This is a genomic window from Microvirga roseola, from assembly GCF_020866965.1.
Classification (GTDB): domain Bacteria; phylum Pseudomonadota; class Alphaproteobacteria; order Rhizobiales; family Beijerinckiaceae; genus Microvirga; species Microvirga roseola.
Genome location: NZ_JAJATX010000005.1, coordinates 108233 through 127366 on the forward strand (window position 1 = coordinate 108233; position 19134 = coordinate 127366).

At 64.0% G+C, this 19134-nt stretch carries 20 protein-coding genes; 15 read left to right on the forward strand and 5 right to left on the reverse strand.

Annotated features, from left to right (window positions below):
* Positions 1-27: 27 nt before the first annotated feature.
* Both LG661_RS05435 and LG661_RS05440 read right to left on the reverse strand, forming a co-directional pair.
* Positions 28-402 carry a hypothetical protein gene (locus LG661_RS05435; protein ID WP_230530859.1) on the reverse strand — a complete coding sequence of 125 codons (375 nt, stop codon included), beginning with the start codon at positions 400-402 and terminating at the stop codon, positions 28-30.
* Between the two features lie 90 nt (positions 403-492).
* Positions 493-690 (reverse strand): hypothetical protein, encoded by a 198-nt coding sequence (locus LG661_RS05440; protein WP_230530860.1) that lies wholly within the window; start codon positions 688-690, stop codon positions 493-495.
* Positions 691-1081: 391 nt separating this feature from the next.
* On the opposite strand from LG661_RS05440, the gene LG661_RS05445 reads away from it, so the two are divergent.
* From LG661_RS05445 to LG661_RS05455, 3 genes are all read left to right on the forward strand, one after another.
* Positions 1082-1615, forward strand: coding sequence for a hypothetical protein (locus LG661_RS05445; RefSeq protein WP_230530861.1), 534 nt, complete (start codon positions 1082-1084; stop codon positions 1613-1615).
* 101 nt (positions 1616-1716) lie between these two features.
* Entirely contained in the window at positions 1717-2274 is a 558-nt protein-coding gene (locus tag LG661_RS05450; RefSeq protein WP_230530862.1) for a FecR domain-containing protein, read from the forward strand.
* 7 nt (positions 2275-2281) lie between these two features.
* Complete coding sequence (locus tag LG661_RS05455; RefSeq protein ID WP_230530863.1) at positions 2282-4156, forward strand: CHASE2 domain-containing protein; 1875 nt, start codon at positions 2282-2284, stop codon at positions 4154-4156.
* A 350-nt stretch (positions 4157-4506) separates the two neighbouring features.
* Here LG661_RS05455 and LG661_RS05460 read toward each other — a convergent pair whose 3' ends face one another.
* Positions 4507-5169 (reverse strand): hypothetical protein, encoded by a 663-nt coding sequence (locus LG661_RS05460; RefSeq protein WP_230530864.1) that lies wholly within the window; start codon positions 5167-5169, stop codon positions 4507-4509.
* Here LG661_RS05460 and LG661_RS05465 point away from each other — a divergent pair.
* Positions 5168-5347, forward strand: a complete 180-nt coding sequence (locus LG661_RS05465; protein ID WP_230530865.1) for a hypothetical protein — start codon at positions 5168-5170, stop codon at positions 5345-5347. The genes LG661_RS05460 and LG661_RS05465 overlap by 2 nt on opposite strands.
* A 151-nt stretch (positions 5348-5498) precedes the next feature.
* Here the strand turns inward: LG661_RS05465 and LG661_RS05470 are convergent, their stop codons facing one another.
* Positions 5499-6482 (reverse strand): SDR family oxidoreductase, encoded by a 984-nt coding sequence (locus LG661_RS05470; RefSeq protein WP_230530866.1) that lies wholly within the window; start codon positions 6480-6482, stop codon positions 5499-5501.
* A gap of 170 nt (positions 6483-6652) precedes the next feature.
* Between LG661_RS05470 and LG661_RS05475 the strand changes: the two genes are divergently transcribed.
* On the forward strand, positions 6653-6979 hold the full coding sequence (locus LG661_RS05475) for a DUF3309 family protein (RefSeq protein WP_230530867.1): 327 nt from the start codon (positions 6653-6655) through the stop codon (positions 6977-6979).
* Between the two features lie 217 nt (positions 6980-7196).
* Positions 7197-9122, forward strand: a complete 1926-nt coding sequence (locus LG661_RS05480; RefSeq protein WP_230530868.1) for an ABC transporter ATP-binding protein/permease — start codon at positions 7197-7199, stop codon at positions 9120-9122.
* Here the strand turns inward: LG661_RS05480 and LG661_RS05485 are convergent.
* Positions 9119-9721: a DedA family protein gene (locus LG661_RS05485; RefSeq protein ID WP_230530869.1), complete on the reverse strand. Its 603-nt coding sequence runs from the start codon at positions 9719-9721 to the stop codon at positions 9119-9121. The two genes, LG661_RS05480 and LG661_RS05485, sit on opposite strands and share 4 nt — an antisense overlap.
* A 245-nt stretch (positions 9722-9966) precedes the next feature.
* Here LG661_RS05485 and LG661_RS05490 point away from each other — a divergent pair, with 245 nt between their 5' ends.
* The 9 genes from LG661_RS05490 to LG661_RS05530 are packed head-to-tail and all read left to right on the forward strand — an operon-like array spanning position 9967 to position 19129.
* Positions 9967-10791: a c-type cytochrome gene (locus tag LG661_RS05490; protein WP_230530870.1), complete on the forward strand. Its 825-nt coding sequence runs from the start codon at positions 9967-9969 to the stop codon at positions 10789-10791.
* 3 nt (positions 10792-10794) lie between these two features.
* Entirely contained in the window at positions 10795-11112 is a 318-nt protein-coding gene (locus LG661_RS05495; RefSeq protein WP_230530871.1) for a hypothetical protein, read from the forward strand.
* 20 nt (positions 11113-11132) lie between these two features.
* Positions 11133-11930: a gluconate 2-dehydrogenase subunit 3 family protein gene (locus LG661_RS05500; protein WP_230530872.1), complete on the forward strand. Its 798-nt coding sequence runs from the start codon at positions 11133-11135 to the stop codon at positions 11928-11930.
* Positions 11931-11941: 11 nt separating this feature from the next.
* Positions 11942-13711: a GMC family oxidoreductase gene (locus LG661_RS05505; protein WP_230530873.1), complete on the forward strand. Its 1770-nt coding sequence runs from the start codon at positions 11942-11944 to the stop codon at positions 13709-13711.
* A complete protein-coding gene (locus LG661_RS05510; RefSeq protein WP_230530874.1) occupies positions 13708-14655 on the forward strand; it encodes a c-type cytochrome in 948 nt (315 codons plus the stop codon). Before LG661_RS05505 ends, LG661_RS05510 begins: the two co-directional genes overlap by 4 nt.
* Positions 14656-14671: 16 nt before the next feature.
* Positions 14672-15133, forward strand: a complete 462-nt coding sequence (locus LG661_RS05515; RefSeq protein WP_230530875.1) for a c-type cytochrome — start codon at positions 14672-14674, stop codon at positions 15131-15133.
* A gap of 5 nt (positions 15134-15138) precedes the next feature.
* On the forward strand, positions 15139-16176 hold the full coding sequence (gene coxB, locus LG661_RS05520) for a cytochrome c oxidase subunit II (protein ID WP_230530876.1): 1038 nt from the start codon (positions 15139-15141) through the stop codon (positions 16174-16176).
* Positions 16177-16199: 23 nt separating this feature from the next.
* Positions 16200-18758 (forward strand): cbb3-type cytochrome c oxidase subunit I, encoded by a 2559-nt coding sequence (locus LG661_RS05525; RefSeq protein ID WP_230530921.1) that lies wholly within the window; start codon positions 16200-16202, stop codon positions 18756-18758.
* Positions 18759-18763: 5 nt separating this feature from the next.
* On the forward strand, positions 18764-19129 hold the full coding sequence (locus tag LG661_RS05530; RefSeq protein ID WP_230530877.1) for a hypothetical protein: 366 nt from the start codon (positions 18764-18766) through the stop codon (positions 19127-19129).
* Positions 19130-19134: the final 5 nt, after the last annotated feature.

Sequence of the window (19134 nt, forward strand, 5' to 3'; positions counted from 1 at the left end):
TTCGCTCCGTCCGACCGCACCGGGTCTTCAGAGGCTTTTCCGCCTCAGCAACATGCCCGTTCGCGGAACGGGAATGGAGGCCCGGCGCAATGCAAGCACTGCATCCTGGAAGAGATCGACGGCGGAGATGGCCTGCGCACGCGCAAGGGCGATCGACGCAGGATCGCGTTCGGAAAAGCGATTCGCCACGCGAACGAGAAAGCCGCACCGTTCCTCGACGATGCGCCTGGTCTCGTCGAGACGCGGATGGGGTATGAGCGCCGGCGTCAGGCGATCGCAGATCCGCAGCACATCGCGTACGAGATCCTCGTGCGGATACAACCCGTTGTAGTGACGGATCATTTCGCGCGCGCCATCGAGCGCCTGCCGGGTTTCCTGCCGCAAAACCTTGTTGATGTTCATCGCGTCATTTCGAGAGAAACGAAAACCACATGCCCGCCTCTGGCAGGCGATCTCGCCTAAGGAGCTGCGGCAAGGAAAAGAAGCGGGGCGCTAGCCCTGACTTTCGACCTGGAGCGCCACGGGCTCAGGCAAGCGGAACACGGGCTCGGTGCTATGCTCCGACACGGTCACTGGCGACAGCCAGAGTCTCTGCAGGATAGGTCCTGCAACGATGCTCGCAATAAACGCAAACGCAGCGACAATCAGTCCGAGTCGCCCGTAAAGGGCCACGAGATCCTTGCGCGCCATCAGCGTGTCCTCACATTGCTTCGCTTGGACGAATCTTAGAGAGCAATTCCCGGTCCGCCAAGAGTCCGAGGCACCGGAACTCCGGGACGGATCGCGAGAAAGCATTAAGAAAGGGGTTGAAAGCCTGGAAAAGCCGCATCTTTTCCGACCGGCTCGCGGGCAAAAAAATTCTGGGAGGCGTCATCCACTCGCCTCCTGTTGATAATATTTCATCCGCAATGCGAAAGCCCTTTCGATTGCCCGTCCTGGTTACCTCCTGAGGTGAATTGCCTGCCACGGAGATTCACCGTTGCGTTCCTTTGCAGGCCGATGGTCCGCCGCACTTTCCTGTATCGGAGGGAGGCATGATCGAGATTGCAATGGCGGCTCTTGCAGCTTTTCCGGAGCCGGCATGAAACAGGCAGGACGCGAGGCGCTCGTGACGGCAGCCTTCGCAATCGCGATGGGTGGGGAAGGATCCGCTTCTCCTGCGCCCTTCCGCAAATCGCCACGGGAGTTCGACGCCCTTGCGAACAAGGCTTTGAAGCAAGTCGATTCGGATCTCCGCTTCAAACTCGAGGCTTGCAGCGGAAGCGACAGCCTGGAATGCCGTTTCTCGTCGGATCATGTTGCTGTTCTCGTGCAGGGACGCTCCAATCCGCCGCGTACCGGCAGAATTGTGCTCGAAGCGGATCTCCTGCAGGACCGCCCCGGTGCGGATGCGGTTGCGGCGATCACCGATACGGTTCTGTCTCTCGGTGCAACGGTGGTGAGCTTCGATCCTGGCCTTCCCGCGGAGAAACGCGTTGAACTCATTTCGGAGTTGACGAACGACGCGCTCGACAAAGGCCAAAGCGAAGCCTCCGGACAGGATGCGACATATGCGGCAACGTTCGACCGTCAGACCGATGGGCGGATCGCAATCACCGTGACGCCCAAGGAATGAGCCTTTCATCTGTCTCAGGATCATATCATACGGAATATCCTGCTTCCCTTGGCGAGCTGGGCTATCATGCGGAGCACCTGTCACGAACAGGGAGATATGTCATGGGATGGGCATTGGCGCGTTGCCCGGTCCGCATCGCAAGCCCGCAGGCCCTGGCGGCATTCGCCCTTCTTGGCTTCCTGCTGGCGGCGTTCGAAGCGGGAGCGCAGGCCCCGGCCTGTGTGCTGCAGCCAGCGGCCGGGGCTCCGGCGCGACAGATTCTGCATTGCCGCGATGGGCTGACGATCGAGGCCGAAGCCGGGGCCAATTACACGCTTCTCGACAGCAGCGGGGACGGCAGCCCCGACTCCGCAACCTTGCGCAGCCGCGCGCTCCTGATCGATGTCCAGGACAGCGTCCGGCGAGGCGGCTTCCGCGTTCTCACGCCCCAGGCCATTGCGGCCGTGCGCGGCACGCAATGGGTGGTGGACGTGGCAGGCGGACGAAGCTCAGTCTTCGTGGTTACCGGCCGGGTCGTGGTCAGACGTCCCCCCGCCCGCACCGGCGTGCGTCTCGGCCCCGGTGAGGGCGTCGACGTCGAAGCCGGCACGGGTCCCCTGACGGTCAGGCGTTGGCCCGCTGCCCGCGCCAATGCCCTGCTGGCCCGCTTCGGGCGCTGAAGAACCAATGCGCGGCAAGCGCCATTTCGCCACTCTCATCGCAGCCGGACTTGCGGGTTTCTGGGGCGCGTCCCTCGCCTTTTCTCACTGGCGCGGCGGCATTTCCTTTCTCGACCGTATTGAAGGGACATTGACGGATCTGCGATTTCTGATCCAGGGCGAGCGGCCAGCGCCCGATACGGTGACGATCGTCGCCATCGACGACGAAACGGTGCAGGAGGCAGGCTCCTACCCGCTTCCTCGCATCACCGTCGCAAAACTCCTCGACGGGATCGGACGACATAACCCCAAGGTCGTGGCCATAGACATTCTGTTTGTCGATGCCGGGCCACAGGACGGCGACGAGGCCCTCGCCCGCAGCCTCGAAAAGACGCCGAGCGTGCTCGCCGCAGCGGGCACTTTCGAGCGCGCCGTCCAGACCCTTTCCTTTTCGGATGGAAACGATCTCGCGAGCGTGCCGGTGGCGAAAGACCTGCTGGTCCCTGTATCTTCGCTTGGAATGCGCGCCGCCCTCGGCGTGGTCAATGTCACAACGGACCCCTCAGGCACTCCGCGCCATATTCCCCTCCTGCTCCGCTCCGATGGGCAGCTGGTCCCCTCATTTCCCTTAAGGGCAGCCTCCGTCGCGATTGCGCAGGATCCCGTCCTCGACCGCGGCCTCATCATGCTCGGACCGGTTCGGATCGGCACCGATCTCGGCTACGCATTGCCTTTGCGCTTCTATGGTCCGCGCGGCGCCATCCGCACGATCAGCGCAATCGAGGTCCTTCGCAACAGGCCGAACGCAGAGGACATTCGCGACAGGATCGTGGTGGTGGGCGGCATCGTCACGGGAGGCGGCGACGTCTTTCCGACGCCCTTCGATCCCGTCCTGCCGGGAGTGGAGGTCATGGCCACTGCGATTGCGCATCTAACGACAGGCGACGGGCTGATCCGCGACCGGCGCGTGCGGATGGCCGACGCCGCTGTGGCCGTTCTGCTGCCGATCCTCCTTGTGCTGCTGCTCGCCTGGCACCGCAGTTCCCTGGGTTTTGCGCTCATCGGCACCGTCGCCTTGCTCTGGATTGGCGCGACGGCCATAGCCTTCTCGCATGGCATCTGGCTGAGTGCCACGCTTCCCCTGGCTGCAGCAGCGCCGCCGGCCACCCTCTTTGGCGCGGCTCGCCTCTGGCTCGACCGACGGCGAGCGGAGAAGTTCGCAGCGGAGAGTTCCACCCTCAGGCAGTTCCAGCCGCCGCGACTGGCCGCGCGGCTGGCGCAGGATCCAGGCTTCCTCACGCAACCGGTCAGACAGAAGGCTGCCCTGGTTTTCATTGATCTTTCCGGCTTCACGGGTCTGAGCGAAGACCTGAGCCCGGATGAGACGCGGGAGATCGTCAAGGGTTTTCACGCGCTCGTCGATGACGAGGCCGTGCTCCACCACGACCCTGTCGTCAGCTTCATGGGCGACGGCGCAATGCTGATCTTCGGCCTGCCCGAGCCCGGCCCGGAAGATGCCTGCCATGCCGTGGAGGCCTGCGTCGGGCTCTGCTCGCGCATGCAAGCCTGGCTGGCTTCATTGCCGGAGCACCTCTCGTCGCGCATCGGGTTCAAGATCGGGGCGCATTACGGCGTCATCGTCGCATCGCGCCTGGGCGGCGGCAGCCATCAGCATATCACTGCCATCGGCGACACGGTGAACGTGGCAAGCCGGTTGATGGAAGTGGCGGCGGCCCACCATGCCCATGTCGCCCTCACGGACGAGCTATATGAGGCCGCCGGAGCAGCCTGCTCCGTCTTCGATTCCGGCGTGCTCGACGGAACCATTCAGACTTCGATCCGCGGGCGCGTCGGTGCGCTGCCGGTCTGGCTCTGGCAGGCACGGTGCAACGGAAAGCATTGACCACCTGCTCTCACAGCGAACAACAGCCAACATTTTAACCTTGGCAATATTCCAGTTATATTTATCAACCACAGCGATAGTCCCGCAAGCAAGCATTCCTACTTAAAGTAGTTTTTAGTCCAATTCGGGAACGATATTCCTAAAGCAACGTCATTCTACAAAGCCGTTCGCTCATTCGCGGATAATCATCATATCTTCAACTATGTAGGTGAACCATGAAGCGTTCGCACGCTATCGCTTTGTCTTGCACCGGTCTGTTCCTGACATCTTCCTCATCTTTGTATGCAGCCGATCTGGCGGCGAATTGGCGGAGGCCAGTTCAACAATGCGTGCCGGCGGTTCCCAATCCGTCAGCCTATGGCGATTGCCGCGTTCGCATCATCCGGGGCGAGGAGACCTGCAGCTGCGCGCTCGTCCCGCAGGCGCATCCTGGACTCGGGCCCGACGTGACCGCCACCGGCTCGGTGAATGTCGCCCCCGCTCCCTTGGGCCGCCTTGGACCCGTCGGCGCTCCGCCGGCCGTCCGCTTCTCGGATAGCCACTACATGTACAACGATGGCTGGGTGAACCCCGCAACCGGATTGCCCGGCCGTCAGGCTGGAGGCTCGGGAGGAGGCACTGTCGCTGACAGCCGAGGCGATGGCGGCGACAACGGTGGCGGCGGCGCAGGCGGCGGAGGCGCAGGCGTCGGAAATGCCGGCGGAGGCGGTAGCGGCGGAGGGAACTCCGGCGGCGGAGGCTCTGGCGGAGGAAGCGGCGGCAGTTCCGGAGGGGGCGGGAACACCGGGGGTGGCAATTCCGGAGGGAACTCGAACGGAGGCGACACCGGCGGGAACGACGGCGGCTCCGGAAATGATGGTGGCACCGGCGGAAACGGCGGAAACGGCGGCGACACCGGCAACGGCGGCGATAATGGTGGCGACACCGGGAACGGCGGCAATGATGGCGGCGATACCGGTAACGGTGGCGACAATGGAAACGGGGGAGATAACGGCGGCAATGACGGTGGCCATGGAGACGGCCACGGCGGTGGACACCACGGTGGCGGGCATGGCGGTGGACATCATGGAGGTGGACACGGCGGCGGCCACCACGGGGGCGGTCATGGCGGCGGACACCACGGAGGCCATGACGGACACGGTGGTGGTCATGGCGGAGGAAAAGGCGGCAAGAACCGCTAAGACCACATAGTTGGCCCAAGGCTCCCGGCTGTCACGCAGCCGGGAGCACGTCGTTTTCAGGTCAAGTGTGTCGCGTCACCACGCGCGCAGGGTCAGGCCCTGCACAATGATGGTGAAGATCACCACAGCACAGGTCGCAGCCAGTATTGACTACTAAGCCTTCAGCGGGACGATCGCATGCCGAGCACTGCCGTGGTTCCGGCCACCAGGGTCGCGGCGGCAAGGGCGAAGCCGAGATAGCGCGAGCGCCCTGAACGTCCCCTCCTCCGACGCAGGCCTCCGCTGACGCTGCGGCCTTGTGGAGATGAGCGCATCACGGTCCCTTCCGTCCTGGAGGCGGGCTCCGCATTCCTGAGATAGCGGCGCATCGCGACGCCCATCAGATGCTCGGTCGGGCCCGGCGCCAGGGCATAGGCGATCTGCGCAGCCCGGGCGGGCCAGCCAACCGCGGTCTCGTCTCTGGGATGAGCGACAAGGCCTATGAAGGTTTCCGCCACATCCTCCGGCGCATAGATCGTGCCCCCCGGCTCGAGGACGCGCCCGGAAACATTCGCGCCATGAGAGAAGCCAGGCGTGTCCACGATAGCGGGAAAAACGGCGCAGACATGGATCTCCGGATAGTCCTCGAGTTCCTGCCGGATGCTGGCGGTGAATCCGCGCAGGCCGAACTTGCTGGCCGTATAGGCCGCCGCGAAGGGCATCGGCGCCCACCCGCCCAGGGAGATGTTGTTGATGAGAGTACCGTGCCCCTGCCGCTGGAAAACCGGCAGCACGGCGGCTGTTCCGTACATGGTCCCGAGCAGATTGGTCTCGATCACGCGCCGATGCAGTTCGATCCGCGCCTGCGTGTAGGATCCGAAGACGCCGATGCCGGCATTGTTGATCCAGATGTCGATTCCACCGTAGGCGTCGATAGCGGCCCTCGCGAGCTGGGTGACGGCGTCCGCATCCGTGACATCGGTCGGAACAACGATGGCCTCTCCGCCGAACTGCTCGCACTCCTTCGCCACATCGCGCAACACATTCTCGCGGCGGGCAGCAAGAACGAGGTTGGCGCCGCGTTGGGCGAAGGCACGCGCCGCAGCGCGGCCGATGCCGCTCGATGCGCCGGTGATCACGACGACGGCTCCGGTGAGGTCAGGCATAGGGGCGTCTCCTGAGGCTGGGACTGACAGTCGGGCACTCGGTACAAACCCGGCACTCCCGACATCTATTCCTGCACCAGATCAATGCTTCAGACGTGATGGGGAGAGTTTCGCGCCGAGATCATGGGCGAGATCATGGGAAAGCGGTCGGCGATATGATCAGCAGCAGAATGATCGCTGCAATCGCCGCCGCCAGCATGATCCAGACCCGCGTGCTCATCCCGTTCTCCACTTCCGTTGGCCAGCGCGGCAGCACCCGCCGGGCGCCTGCCTCTCAGGCGGAACAGTTTGGCCGTGCTCGTGTTCCCATCGGCAGGATCGTCCTGCCAAGGAGTACTGTATTGCTGCCCTATAGTGCCATTCTCATCGGCGTCGTCGTGTTCTTCATTATCGCGACAGTGCCCGTCTGGCCGTACAGCCGGACGTGGGGGCTCTGGCCCAGCGGCGCACTCGGTCTCCTCCTCGTCATCCTCGTCGGCCTGCTCGTCTTGGGGTGATCCGCCTCGCCCGTCGGCGAATTCTCCTGCCCTGCCCCCGCCGAACCTGAACTTGGTACCCCAGCGAACGATGGCGGCGCAGACCTCGCACTGCGGCGCAAAACCGGCGATCCGCCGGGCCTGGATGCTGGAACTCCACAAGCTCCGTCAGGCTTGAGCTTTTGTTGATGCTTTAAGAGCGAGAGCGCCGCAGGCGCCGGAGATCAATGAAGCTGCCATGACGGATCCTGCCTCACTCGCGTCGAAACAGAACTCGCCACCGGCAGCATCCACAGGCCTCGAGCAGGAGGCCAAGCTTGCACGCCCGGATCACCTGGAAACCGCGGGACCGCCACGCCGCAGCGGAGGGTCCGGGGGCCGGAAGGACGGGGAGAACGTCGCCCGCGAGATGTACGTGCTGTTTCGCGACATGGTCCAAGGCCGTAAGGGCTGGCCCATGCTGCGCCTGGCCCTGGCGATCCTCGTCATTCTCATCGGCAACATGATCGGCCAGGTGCGCCTCAATGAGTGGAACGGCGCCTTCTTCGATGCGGTCGAGAAGCGGAACTCGAACGCCTTTTCGTGGCAGCTGGTGGTGTTTCTGGGCATCATCGCCTTCCTGCTGACGATGGTGGTCGCGCAGACCTGGCTGCAGGAGCGGCTCAAGATCCGCCTGCGCGAGTGCCTGACCCATATTCTCCTCGATCTCTGGCTAAGGCCGAACCGGGCTTATCAGCTTGGGCTCGTCGGACAGGCCGGCGCGCAGCCCGACCAGCGCATGCAGGAGGATTGCCGCCTTTTCTCCGAGTTCACGACCGAGCTCGGGGTCGGCATGCTCCAGGCGCTGATGCTCCTCGTCAGCTTCATCGGGGTGCTCTGGACGCTTTCCTCCTACGCGACCTTCATGATCAACGGCGAGGAAGTCGTCATTCCCGGCTACATGGTCTGGGTCGCCATCGGCTATGCGGGCATCGGTTCGGGTCTCACCTGGCTCGTGGGTCGCCCGCTGATCCGCCTCAACACGCTTCGCTATGCCAGGGAGGCCGACCTGCGCTTCGCTCTGGTGCGGGTGAACGAGAGCGCCGAGAGCGTGGCGCTCTACTCGGGCGAGCCGGACGAGCGAAGAAGCCTCGACCGTGTCGTCGACACGGTCCTGCATGCGACGCGCAGGCTGTCGGGCGCCCTTGCTCGTCTGACCTGGATCACCTCGGGCTACGGTTGGCTCGCCATCGTGGTGCCGATCCTGGCGGCAGCGCCCGGCTATTTCACGGGGCAGCTGACCTTCGGCGAGCTGATGATGGTGGTCGGGGCCTTCAATCAGGTGCAGGCTGCACTTCGCTATTTCGTCGACAATTTCCCGAAGATCGCCGATTGGCGCTCCGCGGTTCTGCGCGTCGCCACCTTCCGCCAGGCTGCGCTCGACCTCGACCGCGTCATCGAGGAGAACCGGCGCATCGAAATTCGCCGCCATCCTCAGGATTGGCTGAGCTTTGAAAATCTCTCGATTGCGCTGAGCGATGGCAGCATCATCATCGAGGACGCCACCGCCGAGGTCCAGATCGGAGAGCGGGTGCTGATCGTCGGCGAGTCGGGCTCGGGAAAGAGCACCCTGTTCCGGGCCATCGCCAGCCTCTGGCCGTGGGGGTCGGGGGTGATTCAGATCCCGCAGCCCGAGTACATGATGTTCCTGCCGCAGCGCCCCTATCTGCCGCTCGGAACCCTTCGCGCCGCCCTGTGCTATCCCGCGGCTCCGGGCACCTTCAACGACGAAATGGTCAAGGCCGCCCTGGAGCGCTGCGGGCTTGCCGATTTCATCGGCCACCTGGACGAGGAGAAGCGCTGGGACCAGTCGCTGTCCCTCGGCCAGCAGCAGCGGGTTGCCTTTGCGCGCGTTCTCCTGCACAAGCCGCGCTGGGTCTTCATGGACGAGGCGACGTCTGCCCTCGACGACGATAACCAAGCCTCCATGCTGGCGCTCTTCGAAGACGAACTCGCCGGCGCTTCGGTGCTCTCCATCGGCCACAGGCCGGGCCTGGAGGAATTCCACACCCGCACCCTCCACATCCGCAAGACGCGCGAGGGCGCGGTGCTACTCGCAAGGCCGCGCCCGCAGCCGCGACCCTTCGCCGACTGGCTGCGGCGGCTGCGCCCGAGATCGGGCTAGGCCGCCTTGGGACGGAAAGTGATGACCCGGTAGAGATACCAGAGCACGGCAAGACCGATGATGACGTTCGTGATGGGGTTAAGCCAGCCCGATACGGCCTGGTATTGCGATCCGAGGAGATAGCCGGCCCCCGCCAGGAGCGAGACCCAGAAGAGGGTTCCCACGGTGGAGTAGAGCAGAAAGCGGCCCAGACCCATCGCCACGATCCCGGCGGGAACGGAGATCAGGGTCCGTACGGCGGGGATCAGGCGCCCGATGAGGACGGCCTTTCCACAGTGGCGTTCGAAGAAGCGCTGGGTCCGGTCGAGTTCCTCCGGCGTCAGGGTCAGCCAGCGCCCATGACGGGCGGCAAAGGACCTCAGGCGTTCCAAACCGATCCAGCGCCCGAGAAAATACCAGACGGTCGTGCCGGCGACGGAGCCGATGCTCCCGGCCAGAATGACGCCGACGAGGCTGAGGCTTCCCTGCTTTGCGGTGAATCCGGCGAGCGGCATGATGATTTCGGACGGAATGGGCGGAAACACGTTCTCGGCCAGCATCAGGAATGCTATGCCGAAATAGCCGCTCGTCTCGACGAAGCCCGTGATCCAGTCGAACATTCAGCCTCTCCTTTGCAGTCTGACGGTTTCTCTTCAGGCGCGACCATTCCATGGCGGCAGGCACTTCGGTGGAATGGGTCGTCGGAGCGATGGTTCCAGTGAAGCTGCAGAGCGTCTGGCCCGGATCGCCGGCGCAGAATCGTCCGCTACCGTACGGAGCAGCAAGAAGCTGTGCCGTGTCCGACGGAACAAGCGGGGCAGCAATTGGTTCCCTCTCACAGCCCGTCCGGTCACAGGAAACAAGTGTGCCTGCCATTCACCCCAGCATCGCCTTCGCGGCCCTTGCGGCCGGTCTTCTATTCGTGACGGTTGGGCAGGCCCAGGACGGGCGCATCCAGACCATCGAGGCCTATGATGTCCGCAATGCCGACCTCGAGCGCGGGCGCGCCGTCGTGGTCGGAGCCTATGCGGTACCGCCGGGCCTGGATGCCGGCGAGGGCCGCCCCCCGATCCGCCCTGCCGAAGGCGCGTGCTTCCGCTGTCATGGAATCGATGGGCGGGGCGACAGGGCCGCCATCTTTCCGCGCCTGACCGATCAGACCTTCAAGTACCTCTACGATTCCCTCAAGGACTACGCGTCCGGCGTCCGGCAGAACGAGATCATGGGCCCCATCGCCAGGGCCCTGACAGACAGGCAGATGCGGGATGTGTCGGCCTATTACGCGGCCCAGAAGGAGGCCGATTATCCGCCGCCCGAGAGGGTCGATCCGGAAGTCCTACAACTCGGAGCGGCTCTTGCCGCCATCGGCAATGCCCAGCGCGGCGTGCAGGGCTGCATCAACTGCCACGGACCGGACGGCATCGGCCTGCCGCCGACATATCCTTATCTGGCCGGTCAGTACGCCGCCTATCTCGAGGCGCAGATGCTGGCCTGGAAGACGGGCCGGCGGAAAGGCGATGGCTTCGGGATCATGGAGAACATTTCCAAGCGCCTGACCGACGAGGAGATCCATGCGGTCTCGCAGTACTACGCCTCGATCCGTCCTCCCGTCGTTACGCCGGAGATCGCGGAGACCGGAGCGCCGATGACGCCGCTGCCCATCGTTCCCGTCCAACCAGTGAGGAGGTGAGCCGTGAGAAAATTTCTTTACGCAGTTGCCGCCTTCGCGCTGCTCACGATGCCAGTGCCCGCCATTGCCCAGCAAAATCTCGGAGGCAGCCTCAGTCAGGACCGCCAGGGAGGGTCGGGCCAGTCGACGCAGGCCGAGACCGCGCAGGTTGGCGCCGGAACGACCAACGGGACCACCACCGGCTACAGCGGACCGAAGGATTCCACCAGCGACGTGCGCGGAGAGAACACTTTGCCCCCGCTGCCCGGCCCGCAGCTCTGCGACGCCTACAGGGATCAGCCCTTCTACCAGTCCTGCCTGTGGGTGACGCTCAGGAATTGAGCACCAGGAGAGAAAGAAACATGACCGAAAAACTCTCTCGTCGCGATCTCCTCCGGGCCGCCGGAGCAGCCGGCGTTGCAGCCACCGTGCCGGAGGCCGCCGCAGCCGAGGCGGGTCATCAGCAGGTTGCCCAGGCGAATGCCCCCGCCACCGTCACCCTCTCGCCGGCGCCGCAGCAGAGTCCGACGGTCGAAACAGGCGTGCTGTTCTTCTTCAACGATCAGGAGGCAGCCTTCGTCGAGGCGGCCGTGGAGCGGCTCATCCCTGCCGACCCGGAATGGCCGGGCGCCGCATGGGCCGGCGTCCTCAACTTCATCGACCGCCAGCTGGCCGGCGCCTACGGCGCGGGCGCACGCATGTATCTCAAAGGCCCCTGGGCTCCAGACGCCCCGCCGCAGCAGGGTTATCAGCTTCGCTATGCGCCGGCCGAACTCTACCGGATCGGCATCGAGGAAACCCGCCAGTATGTCCGGCAGGCTCATGGCGGCCGGGAGTTCTGGGAACTCGGCGAACCCGTGATGGACCAGGTTCTGGCAGGGCTCGAGAGCGGCGAGATCCAGCTGCCTTCCATCCCCTCTCCGGTGTTCTTCGAAACCCTGCTTGCCAATACCGTCGAAGGCTTCTTCGCCGACCCCGCTTATGGCGGCAACCGGGACATGGTCGCCTGGCGCATGATCGGATTTCCCGGAGCCTATGCGCAGTACGTCGACCTCGTGGAGCTCTACGACCTGCCCTACACGCGCCCGCCCATCAGCATCTCGAACCAGACCGCACGCCTCGAGCATCTCGCCGGGCATGACGGCCACGTCCACAAGTAAGGGGATACCGAATGGCGATCCGCATGAAGCCTGTCGACGTCGCTCTCATCGGCGGCGGCCTGACGGCATCCATCCTGGGCAAGGAACTGGCGGAGGCCGGCTATACGGTGGTCGCGCTGGAGCGCGGGCAGATGCGCCAGACCATCCCCGACTTCCAGTCGCCCACCATGCATGACGAGCTGAAATATTCGGTCCGCCATTCGCTGATGCAGGACCCGAACATCCAGACACTGACCTTCCGAAATTTCGTCGGACAGCCGGCTCTGCCTCTGCGCCAGCTCGGCTCCTTCCTGCCGGGCGAAGGCGTCGGCGGAGCGATGGTCCACTGGAACGGCCAGACATGGCGGTTCCAGCCGGAATGGTTCGTACTGCGCTCATGGGTGAACGAGCGCTACGGGAGCGGTTTTCTCTCCGACGAAGTGACGATCCAGGATTGGGGCATCACCTACGACGAAATCGAGCCGTACTACTCGTTCTTCGAGAAGATCTGTGGCACGGGAGGCACGGCGGGCAATCTCAACGGCGTGATTCAGGAGGGTGGAAACCCGTTCGAGGGTCCTCGCAGCGATCCCTATCCAAACCCGCCGATGAAGCAGAGTCATTCGGGATACCTCTTCGAGCAGGGCGCGCGGGCCCTCGGCTATCGTCCCTTCCCGGTCCCGTCCTCGAATTCGACGCGGCACTACACGAACCCTTACGGGGCCGAGCTGAAGCCCTGCATGTATTGCGGATTCTGCGAAACCTATGGCTGCGAGCATTTCGCCAAGGCGAGCCCCCAGGTCTCCATCCTTCCCTATGCGCTCGCCAACAAGAACTTCGAGCTGCGCACCCGTGCCTATGTGACCCGGATCGACTGGGACAGGCAGGCGAAGGTCGCCACGGGCGTCACCTATATCGACGCCCAAGGGCGCGAGACCTTCCAGCCCGCGAACATGGTGGTGCTCTGCGCCTTCGCGCACCACAACCCGATCCTCATGCTGCAATCGGGCATCGGCCAGCCCTATGACCCTGCGACGCGCACGGGAACCGTGGGCCGCAATTATACCTACCAGACCATGACCTCGATCGACGTCTTCTACGACGGCCAGAAGCACATCAATCCGTTCATGGGAGCAGGCTCGCTCGGAACCGCCGTCGACGAGTTCAACAACGGCAGCTTCGACCATTCGGGCCTCGGCTTCATCGGCGGGGCCTATATCGCGGCCTACCAGACGAGCGGCCGCCCGATCCATCACCATCCGGTCCCCGACGGCACGCCGCGCTGGGGCCTGGAATGGAAACGGGCAGTGGCGCAGCACTACAACAGTACCGTCACGATCTCGATCCACGGCTCGTCGGTGCCTCATCCCAACAACTATATCGGCCTCGACCCGACCTACACCGATGCCTTCGGCCAGCCGCTCGGCATGATCACCTACGACTTTCCCTACAATGACCGGCTGATGTCGCGCTACGTGACGGAAAAGGCGTGGGATATCGCCAGGGCCATGGGCGGCCGCAGCGTCTCGGTCGGTTGGCTCGACGATCACTATTCCATCGTGCCTTACCAGACGACACACAATACCGGCGGTGCGATCATGGGCACCGACCCGACGACGAGCGTCGTGAACCGCTATCTCCAGTCCTGGGACCTGCACAATCTGTGGGTCATGGGATCGAGCGTCTTTCCGCAGAACGCTGGCTACAACCCGACAGATACGGTGGGTGCGCTCGCCTATTGGGCGGTGGACGCCATGCTCAAGCAATACATGAAATCGCCACGTTCCCTGGTGCAGGCATGAGAACGGGAACCCTCATCTTTGCAGCATGCCTCGGGGCGTCGACCTTGAGCCTGCCGGTCCTGTCACAGGATTTCGGGCTTGAGCCGCGCCGAGGCAATGAACTCAGCCCCGGCGCCGACCCCAACCGCGGGCGCTTTCTCGCCTTCGGCGGCATTCATGGAGAGCTCCGGGTTTCCTGCGCCCAATGCCATGAGCTCAACGGCGTCGGCAATACGAGCGGCGCCTTTCCACGCCTGAGCGATCAGGTCGGCTGGTATCTCTACAAGACCCTTCAGGATTATGCGGTGGGCCTGCGTCCCAATAGCATCATGGGTCCCATCGCCAAGATGCTCACCCCTCAGCAGATGCAGGATCTTGCCGCCTATTACGCCTCGATCAAGGAGGCGCCCTATCCGCCGCCTCCGCCGGTCGATCTCAGAACCCGGCAGATCGGCGGCGCCATCGCAGCGGTCGGCATTCCGGAACAGGGCGTTCCCGCCTGCAACGGCTGCCATGGTCCCAATGGCATCGGCCAGGCGCCGCTCTATCCGTATCTTGCCGGCCAGTACGCCAATTACCTGGAACTGCAATTGTTGCTCTGGAAGCAGGGGCGGCGCGACGGCGACCCCATGAACGTCATGGAGCTCATATCCAAGGCGATGACGGACGAGCAGATCCGCGCCGTATCGCTCTATTACGCCTCCGTGCGCCCCCTGGAGGTAACACCCACGGAGGCCGACATCCCCTCGGCAACCGTGCCCAATGTCGAGATCCCGCAGACCTTTACGGGCAACCCGACATCGGTGGGAGCCGATCCCACCCCCCGCCCCAATCCGGGCAGCACCGTTCTGCCGGGGTTGGACGATGCGGCTTCCACAAACCTGAGGCCGCCCTATCTGCCACAACAGACCCGAGAGGGACCCAACCTGACGACCACGGGCCCAAGGCCGGACCCAAACCGCTAGAGCTCGCGATCCGATAATGATGCAATGCAGGCCACAGCACGCAGGAAAGGCAAGGACGAGCCGGGCCGAGCAGGCCAGAGCCGCTCTCGCGTCGGCGCTTGTCTCTCTCCTGGCCGCATGCACCGGGAGCGAAGAGCCCGCGCAGAGCAGCAATGACAGCTTCCAGAGCTTTGATCCGCAGGTCCAGCGGATCGTGGGCGGGGATCCTGCGATTGGCCGGGCCATCGCAGCAGCCTATGAATGCGGCGTGTGCCACGTCATCCCCGGCATCCGGGGCGCGCATGGCATCGTCGGCCCGCCGCTCACGGATTTCGCGCGGCGTCAGTATATCGGCGGGATTGTCCCTAATCACCCGACGGTCCTCGTGCGCTGGGTCAAGGATGCTCCTTCCATCGCCCCGAATACCGGCATGCCCAGTTTCGACATGACAGAGGATGAGGCCCGCCACGTGGCCGCCTATCTCTACACATTGCGGTGACGACCATGAGACGCTCCCGGTTCCTCGCCGCCTCCCTGTCATGCCTGACCGCCGCGATCGGCAGCATCTCCGCGGCCTCCGCGCAGCCCTCGGCCATTCTCGACCGGGCGCTCATGTGGATCCAGTCCACGATGGTGACATACGGGCCCAGCGCCGGAGCCATCGAGACCTTGAGCTGGATCATGTTCATCGGCGGGACGCTGATCTTCCTGCTCGTCCTGGGCCTGACCGCCTTCGCCATGTTCGCCCGGCCGGAACGGCGCCGGTGGATGACGAACAGGACCTTCATCATCTCGCTCGGCATCGTCTTCCCCGTGGTGACGCTGACCGCCCTGCTCATCTATGGGCTGATCCTGAACCGGACCATCGTCACGGGCGAACCGCCTGCGCTTCGGATCGAAGTGGTCGGCGAGCGGTGGTGGTGGCGCGTGCACTACGTCGATGCCGAGGGCGAAATCCGCCTCGTCAGCGCCAACGAGATCAGGATCCCGACCGGCCGGCCGATCGAGTTCGTGCTCAAGACCCAGGACGTGATCCACTCTTTCTGGGTGCCGAGCCTCGCGGGCAAGCTCGACATGATCCCGGGCGATGTGAACGTCACCCGCTTCTCCGCCGATCGGCCCGGCATCTATCGCGGTCAATGTGCCGAATATTGCGGCGAGCAGCACGCGCTGATGGCCTTCTACGTCGTCGCCATGCCCCAGGCCGAATTCGACGCCTGGTATGCCGTCGAGGCGGGACCTGCCCTCGAACCGACCATCCCCTTCATCGCGCGCGGACGCGAGCTTTTCATCGAGAACGGCTGCGGCGCCTGCCACACCGTGCGCGGAACGCCGGCTGACGGCGTGATCGGTCCCGACCTGACCCACATCGGCAGCAGGCTCTCGATTGCCGCCGGCACCTATCCCAACAATATCGGCACCCTCGCCGGCTGGATTTCCTCGGCCCAGCACCTGAAGCCCGACAATCTCATGCCGTCCTTCGGGAATCTGCAGGGCGAGGAGTTGCGGGCCATCGCGGCCTACCTGGAGAGCCTTAAGTGAGCGACACGACCTACGAAGGCGGGATTGCGGATACGCGGGCGAGGCAGCAGGACACGCCCGTTCACCTGCCCAATTCAACGCCACGGCCGGAAGGAGAGCTGGAGCGCCTCAAGCAGGTGTGGCGCGCCCCTCGCGGCTTTCACTTCCTCTCGGCGGTCAACAACAACTATGTCGGCGTCTGGTATGTCGGCGCGGCGCTCCTGTTCTTTGTCCTGGCGGGCGCCCTCGCTCTGATCATCCGCACCCAGCTAGCGCAGCCGGAGTTCCGGCTCATAGGGCACGATCTCTACAACCAGCTCTTCACTATGCACGGAACGATCATGATGTTCCTGTTCGCCGTGCCGATGGTGGAGGCGATGGGCGTCTATCTTCTGCCCAACATGCAGGCCGCGCGCGATCTCCCGTTCCCCCGCCTTTCGGCCTACGCCTTCTGGGCCTATTTCATCGGCGGCACGGCCTTCTTCACGAGCCTTTTCTTCGGATTGGCCCCGAACGGCGGCTGGTTCATGTACCCGCCGCTGACGAGCTACAAATACTCGCCCGGCATCAATGCCGATTTCTGGCTCCTCGGCATCGGCTTCATCGAGATCTCGGCCATTGCCGGCGCCATCGAGATCATCGTCGGCATCCTCAAGACACGCGCCCCCGGGCAGAGTCTCGACAAGCTGCCGATCTATTCGTGGGCCATGCTGATCTTTGCGCTGATGATCGTTTTCGCCTTTCCGGCTATCATCACCGCAACCCTCCTGCTCGAGATCGAACGGGCCTTCCACTGGCCTTTCTTCATTGCGGAGCAAGGCGGCGATCCCCTTCTCTGGCAACACCTGTTCTGGTTCTTCGGGCACCCGGAGGTCTACGTGATCTTCCTGCCGGCCGCCGGCATGGTGTCCATGATGGTGCCGACCATGGCGCAGACGCCGCTTTCCGGCTATCGCCTCGTCGTTCTTGCGATCATCGCCACGGGCTTCCTCAGCTTCGGCCTGTGGGTCCACCACATGTTCACCACAGGGCTGCCGACGCTCTCCCTGAACTTCTTCTCGGCGGCGAGCATGGCGGTTGCGATCCCGAGCGGAATCCAGGTTTTCGCGTGGATCTCGACCATCGCATCGGGCAAGCTCCAGATGCGGACGCCGACCTACTTCCTGCTGGGTTTCCTGTTCATCTTCGTGCTCGGCGGCCTCACCGGCGTGATGGTGGCCGTCGTTCCCTTCGACTGGCAGGCGCACGACACCTACTTCGTCGTCGCACATTTCCATTACGTTCTGATCGGCGGAATGGTCTTCCCCATATTCGCGGCCTTCTATTACTGGGCGCCCACCGCCTCGTCGCGGCCCCTTTCCGAGACTCTCGGCAAGTGGGTGTTCTGGCTCATGTTCATCGGCGTGAATGTCACCTTTTTCACGATGCACATCACCGGCCTGATGGGCATGCCCCGGCGCACCTACACCTATATTGCGGAAATGGGCTGGGGCACGCTGAACATGATCTCGACGCTCGGCTCCTACATGATCGGGCTGGGTGTTCTGATCTTCCTCGTGGACCTTGCGAAGAACTTCCGGCCCTTCCGCGGCGAGAATGCAGGCAATGTCTGGAATGCCGGCACCCTGGAATGGCTTCCGAGCGAGAACTACCAGACCCGCTCCATCCCGATCATCACCAGCCGGGAGCCGATCTGGGATCAGCCCAACCTCGCCGAGGATGTCAAAGCCGGACGCTACTTCCTGCCCGGAGCGCAGACCGGAGGACGCGAAACGATCATCACAAGTCCGATCGACGCCCGTCCGCAATACATTCTGCAACTGCCCGGCCCGAGCTGGCCAACCGTGCTCGCCGCTCTCTTCACGGCGTGCTTCTTCCTCGGCCTGACGATCAAGCTGTACATTCCCGCCCTCGTGTGCGGCATCCTAGCCATCGCCTTCGTGATCTGGTGGCTCTGGGGCAGCGATCCGGGTCCGGCAGTGGATCCGGAGATCGACGTCGGCGGAGGCCTCGTGCTTCCCACCTACATGACGGGCTCGATGAGCCACTCCTGGTGGGCGATGATCGTCCTGATCCTCGTGACCGGAACGGTCTTCGCCTGCCTCATCTTCTCGTATTTCTTCCTCTGGACCGTCAATCCCGACATCTGGCCGAGATCTGGCGAGGCCCTTCCCTGGTTCGGCTGGCCCATCGGCGCGGCGCTTCTCTATGTCGCCAGCAGCGCTCTGATCTGGTTTGCGGGCAGAAGGCTGTCTCATGTACCGGAGCGAAGCTCCTGGCCGACCCGCATCGCCCTTATCCTTGCCGTGCCGCTCATCCTTGGCGCCGTTTCCCTCGAGGTTCTCGGACAGCTCTCGACGGAGGTGCGCCCGACGGACAGCGGCTACGGGGCCGTGGTCTACATGCTGTCGTCCTTCCAGGGCTTCTTCGTCACGGTCCTCTCCGTGATGGCGCTCTACACGGTCGCCCGCTCACTGACAGGACGCCTCAACCGCGTGCGCCGCTCGACCTTCGACAACACGCACCTGTTCTGGCACTACGGCGTCGCACAGGGCCTCGTGGCCCTCGTCGTCGTTCACATCTTCCCGCGGCTGCTGGGGTAGGACCGATGGGCGACACCAATTTCATCCGCAGGTCGCTTTTCATGTCCGGAGGGTTTCTCATCTGGGGAGCCCATTTCGGCGTCGTCTACATTTTCAACGCCCTGGCCTGCGCCCGGCTCTTCGCCGGCCAGACCTATTTCGGGTTCGGAGTCGTTCCCCTTACCGTCAGCATCCTCACGATCCTTGCCTTGGCCGCGGTGCTTGCGGTGCTGTTGCTGGCTCTCTGGCGTCGCGGACCGGCGCGTACCTCGCGCGACGACAAGCCCGTCAACGATTTCATGCGTTACACGACCATCACCATCGCCGGACTGTCGCTGGTCGCCATCGCCTGGAACGGCATCCCGGCTCTGATCGTTCCGCCCTGCGCATAGGCAAG